This window comes from Neisseria sp. HMSC064D07 (genome assembly GCF_001837185.1).
Lineage (GTDB): Bacteria > Pseudomonadota > Gammaproteobacteria > Burkholderiales > Neisseriaceae > Neisseria > Neisseria flavescens_C.
This window is the reverse complement of the sequence record NZ_KV831700.1, coordinates 1-4,705: the sequence shown is the minus strand read 5'-3', so window position 1 is coordinate 4,705 and position 4,705 is coordinate 1. Positions and strand designations below refer to the sequence as shown.

At 45.0% G+C, this 4,705-nt stretch carries 4 protein-coding genes and 3 pseudogenes; 6 read left to right on the top strand and 1 reads right to left on the bottom strand.

What is annotated here, in order from left to right; all coding sequences use genetic code 11:
* From HMPREF2608_RS11380 to HMPREF2608_RS07010, 6 genes and pseudogenes are all read left to right on the top strand, one after another.
* Window positions 1-116: pseudogene (locus HMPREF2608_RS11380) on the top strand (IS5/IS1182 family transposase); the annotation flags it as partial.
* A gap of 254 nt (window positions 117-370) precedes the next feature.
* The gene (locus HMPREF2608_RS07035; protein ID WP_003746683.1) at window positions 371-844 is read left to right on the top strand and encodes a hypothetical protein; all 474 of its coding nucleotides are present in this window, start codon (window positions 371-373) and stop codon (window positions 842-844) included.
* Between the two features lie 29 nt (window positions 845-873).
* Window positions 874-1,692, top strand: a complete 819-nt coding sequence (locus HMPREF2608_RS07030) for an NlpC/P60 family protein (RefSeq protein ID WP_036490867.1) — start codon at window positions 874-876, stop codon at window positions 1,690-1,692.
* A gap of 105 nt (window positions 1,693-1,797) precedes the next feature.
* A complete protein-coding gene (locus tag HMPREF2608_RS07025; RefSeq protein WP_070826448.1) occupies window positions 1,798-2,103 on the top strand; it encodes a beta/alpha barrel domain-containing protein in 306 nt (101 codons plus the stop codon).
* Complete coding sequence (locus HMPREF2608_RS07020) at window positions 2,103-3,071, top strand: IS110 family RNA-guided transposase (RefSeq protein WP_141761478.1); 969 nt, start codon at window positions 2,103-2,105, stop codon at window positions 3,069-3,071. Before HMPREF2608_RS07025 ends, HMPREF2608_RS07020 begins: the two co-directional genes overlap by 1 nt.
* Window positions 3,072-3,592: 521 nt before the next feature.
* Window positions 3,593-3,868: pseudogene (locus HMPREF2608_RS07010) on the top strand (IS1595 family transposase); the annotation flags it as partial.
* 628 nt (window positions 3,869-4,496) lie between these two features.
* Here the strand turns inward: HMPREF2608_RS07010 and HMPREF2608_RS11115 are convergent.
* Window positions 4,497-4,705: pseudogene (locus HMPREF2608_RS11115) on the bottom strand (transposase); the annotation flags it as partial.

The following is a 4,705-nucleotide window of genomic DNA, read 5'->3' as shown; positions in this document are numbered from 1 at the left end:
AAGAAGGACAAGTCAGCGGTCAAACCACACCGAGCAAAGATAAAGATGCCCGCTGGACAAAGAAAAACGGCCTCTACAAACTTGGTTACAAACAACATACCCGCACCGATTCTGAAATCGCTTTCAGACGACATTTCGCCCCAAAAGAGCGGTGGATTTTGCAAAAGTTTTTCGGCTTTGCACTCCGCACGCAGGCAGCCTGAAAACGCCGAGCAGGTCGGGCATGGATGCCCGACAAACAAACTGTTCAGACGGCCTTACCGCATTCGGATGTTCGTCGTTTGCATTATTTGCAATGTTGTTTTATCATCAATACTACATTGATTATGTTGCGTATTTTAGTAATTTATTGTTTTTAAAAGGTATTTAAATGAAGAAAAAAATGCTGCTTTTAACCTTGCTGGTCTCGGCAACAGTGGTGGCGAAGCCGGTAAATAGTGGAAAAATAGCCCATCATCAAACCGTGTCGTGCGGCAATCAGGTTTATGTACAATCATCAGGCGGCGCAGTGTTAAAGGAAAAGCCCGATGCCCGTTCGAAAACGGTAATGCAGTTAAGAAACACCCAATATCTCTGTGTGGTTGGCAATGTGGCTGAATCAAACGGCTGGACGCTGGTGAAAAAAGTGCCTCCGGCAGCGGGTGCGGGCTGTGAAGATGCAGGCGCGAAAGAATGCTTGAAAATGGCAGATTTTCCAAGCAAATGGCAGGTAAAGAAACCGTCAGGCAGCCAATGCCGTCTGACGACTTCGTTTGACGAGGGCGGGCAGCTTGTTGTAACCGCCAGCGGTGTATGTGCAACCGGTTGGGTTAAAACAAAGGCTGTCCGTTTTTTTGCAGATTAATTTTTTAACACGGCATAAAAGGAATTGAAATGTCTGAAATTCAAGAACGGCAGAATCAACGGATTATTGATTATGCTGAAGCAAACTTTTCGAAAACCACGCATGAATACGGCAGACAGGATATGGCTAGACGCTCTGCAAATAAATCTGGAGAGAAAATTGATCCTTCTCGTTTAAATGAAGACAAAGATCATGATGGAAGAAAAGGTGTTGATTGTTCTTCTCTTGTTTATTTTTCATTAGAAGGAGCGGGATTTAATCTTAAAATGGAAGCCAAAGACTTTGGAACCAGAACGCTGTTTAACGGAAAACATATAACGAACTATGCTCAAAAAAATTTTGATGTACTACCTGCATCTGCCAAAACAGATGGCAGTTTGAAAGCAGGCGACATATTAATGATGACAATGCCGGGAGGTTCTCAACACGTTGCTGTTTTTAAAGAGTATGATGAAAAAGGACGCATTCATTTTTTTGGATCTCAAACATCAACAGGGCCTGCTGAAGTAGTGATGACAGGAAATTCTTATTGGGATCAAAAAACTATTTTTCACGGTGCATTACGGCCTAAAGAAAACTTTATTAAACCTGAAATGGCGCCGGATATTGGAAAAAATGAATCGGAATCCCAATCTAAATATGAAAAAATTCGTTCGATGATCAATGGGTTAATGAATGATAAGGATGGTTCGTACACCAAGCAGCTTTTAGCAGAAAACCAAGATATTGTTGATAAATTCAACAAACGTGTACAGGAGGGTTTGGCACAACAGACACCATCGTTTTCGAACCAAGAGACTCAAATTGCACAACAGGAAACGGAATACCAGGGTTATTCGCGTAGCTGATAAAGATCTGATTTTGAATAACTGTATTTGATTCAACACAAATGCAAAAAAGGCCGTCTGAACCCGCTTTCAGACGGCCTTTAACCCAACACAAGGAGCCAAAAAATGAACCCGCGTTACGCCCCGATGTTTGCGCCGTATACCCTGAACAACGGCGTGGCAATCAAAAACCGCTTTGTCGTCGCGCCGCTGACGATTTACGAATCCGATGCCAACGGCGGGGTGACCGACGCCGCCCGTAATTTCTGGCGCGACCGTTTTCGCGGCTTCGGGCTGTTTGTGATGCCGTTTACCAATGTGCATCCGACCAAGGTAAACAACCGTTGCGTAGCTCAGGGAGCGGTCGGGCAACCCATCGACACAACCGGACAGTTGCCAGACAACACAACCGAATGCAAGGCAGGTTTATGATGAGTACCCAATACCATTACGCAGGCATCGACATCGCCAAACGAAACTTCGTCATCTCCGTTTCGTCTTTGTCTAAAACCAAAACCGAAACCAACAACCCGAAAGGTATCGCCCATACTATCGAGTACCTTAAAAAACACAACGTCGCCCTCGTCGTGATGGAAAGCACCGGCGGTCTCGAAGTCCCCGCCGCCAAAGCCATCCACCGTGCAGGCATTGCCGTGATTATCGCCAACCCGCGTCAGACGCATCAGTTTGCCCAATCGCAGTCGCTGACCAAAACCGATGCCAAAGATGCCCAAATGCTCGCCTTCTTCGCACAGATGATGACTCAGAAAGAAGGTTGGCAAACCATGCTCTACCACCCGCCCACCGAAGCGGAAGAAGTGTTGGAAGCATTGGTTAACCGCCGCAACCAACTGGTGGATATGCGGACTGCCGAGAAAAACCGTCTGCATCAGGTTCACGAAACGCAAGTCGAAAGCGTCAAACAACTGATTGCCCATTTTGACCGGCTGATTGACGAATTGGACAAACAAATCGACGACCACACCCACACGCATTTTGACGGCAAAGCCCAAGTGGCGGAGCAAATCAAAGGCATCGGTTCGATAACGACGGCTACGCTGATGTCGATGCTGCCCGAATTGGGACGGCTGTCGCACAAACGGATAGCGAGTTTGGTCGGTATTGCCCCGCACCCGAGGGAGAGCGGGGAAACCAAATTCAAAAGCCGCTGCTTCGGCGGAAGGTCTGCGGTGCGTAAGGCGCTGTATATGGCTACCGTGGTAGCGACACGTTTTGAACCGCTTATTCGGGATTTCTATCAACGCCTGCTGTCCAAGGGTAAGCCGTATAAGGTTGCCGTTACGGCATGTATGCGCAAACTGCTGACGATATTGAATGCCCGTATGCGTGATTACTTTGCCGGGAACGGTATCACCGAAAACGGTATCCGAACGGCTTGATTTGAGTTTTGGTATTTTTGCCCGACGGGGTGAAAAATACAGTTGCTGCAAATTTAAACAACAAGGCAGCCTGAAACCCAAAATACGGTTTTCAGGCTGCCTTTGGCGTTTGGTTTTGCGGCAATCGGTTTTCGTCTCACAAAAGCGTGCAAACCGGTTTTCAGACGGCCTGATGTTTACATTTGGTTTTAAAAACGCATAAGGCAGCCTGAAAACGTGGCAGCCCCTAAGCACTGTCATTGCCGTGCAGGCGGGAATCTTGTTTCAGATTCTGTATCTTATTGTTTATTAAATAATGGGGCTGTACTAGATAAGCAGTCATGTTAGACTGAGACCTTTGCAAAAATAGTCTGTTAACGAAATTTGACGCATAAAAATGCGCCAAAAAAATTCAATTGACTAAAACCTTCCTGATATTGAGCAAAAAATAGGAAAAATCAGAAAGGTTTTGCATTTTGAAAATGAGATTGAGCATAAAATTTTAGTAACCTATGTTATTGCAAAGGTCTCAGACTGCAAAAATGAAGATAACCCGTTGTAAACTAAAAAAGAGTATTCAAAAGAAACTGCTTCAGTTTTTTGTACTCGAAGTTACCACCCATTCGGCTGCTGATTTATTGGGCATCCACCCTAATTCGGCAGTGCTGTTTTACCGCAAGGTTCGCGAAGTCATCAGCCATCATCTCTCGTTGGAAGCCGATATGATTTTTGACGGCTCAGTCGAGCTGGACGAGAGTTATTTCGGCGGACACCGCAAAGGCAAACGCGGACGTGGAGCGGCAGGCAAAGTGGCGGTTTGCTGGAAGAAGATGCTCATGGAAAATCCCCTAAATGTCTTAATGGGAATTTAAGGGATTTTGGGGAATTTTGCAAAGGTCTCAAACTGCTAAGGCACTTATCTCAAGGAAGTTGGAGGTACTTAGTATAGTAGAAGCTATTTTCCCTGGACACTATTCCATTACTCATTAATTCAGTGGTAGAGTTACAGTAAAATTAAGCAACTTAAAACCTATTGATTTTATACTAAAAATTGGAGTATTATACGGAATCTTTTAAGATTGACTAATAGTTAACAAACAGGAATAAACAACGGCGATTGTTAGGTATAGGGAAAAACTACATAATTTATATTATGTTAAATTTATAATGCTAGTATTTTAATCTATTAATCCCTGTTTCTCCTAGTTGTACAATTACTTACACAAAAGGCCATCCGAAATGTTTCAGACGGCCTTTTTTTATTTATATTTCCCAGTCTTTTCTCAGCAAATCCCTTATTGAGACCTTTGCAAAATAGCCCTTTCCTCAACAGCCGAAGCCCAAAACAGGTTTTCGGCTGTTTTCGCCCCAAATCACTCCCTAACTCTACCCAAATACCCCCTAATCCTCCCCGGATACCCGATAATCAGGCATCCGGGCCGCCTTTTAGGCGGCAACAGGCGCACTTAGTCTGTTGGCGGCTTTCAAAAGGTTCAAACACATCGCCTTCAGATGGCTTTGCGCACTCACTTTAATCAGACCAAAATAGGCTGCCCGGGCGTAGCGGAACTTCCGGTGCAACGTACCGAAGCTTTATTCGACCACATAACGGGTTTTCGATAAATATCGGTTACGTTTGGTTTGCACTTCCGACA

Bases quoted from the DNA above. Each gene is read 5' to 3' on its own strand.
- HMPREF2608_RS07035 (WP_003746683.1), top strand. From the start codon at position 371: ATGAAGAAAAAAATGCTGCTTTTAACCTTGCTGGTCTCGGCAACAGTG.
- HMPREF2608_RS07025 (WP_070826448.1), top strand. From the start codon at position 1,798: ATGAACCCGCGTTACGCCCCGATGTTTGCGCCGTATACCCTGAACAAC.
- HMPREF2608_RS07020 (WP_141761478.1), top strand. From the start codon at position 2,103: ATGAGTACCCAATACCATTACGCAGGCATCGACATCGCCAAACGAAAC.
- HMPREF2608_RS07030 (WP_036490867.1), top strand. From the start codon at position 874: ATGTCTGAAATTCAAGAACGGCAGAATCAACGGATTATTGATTATGCT.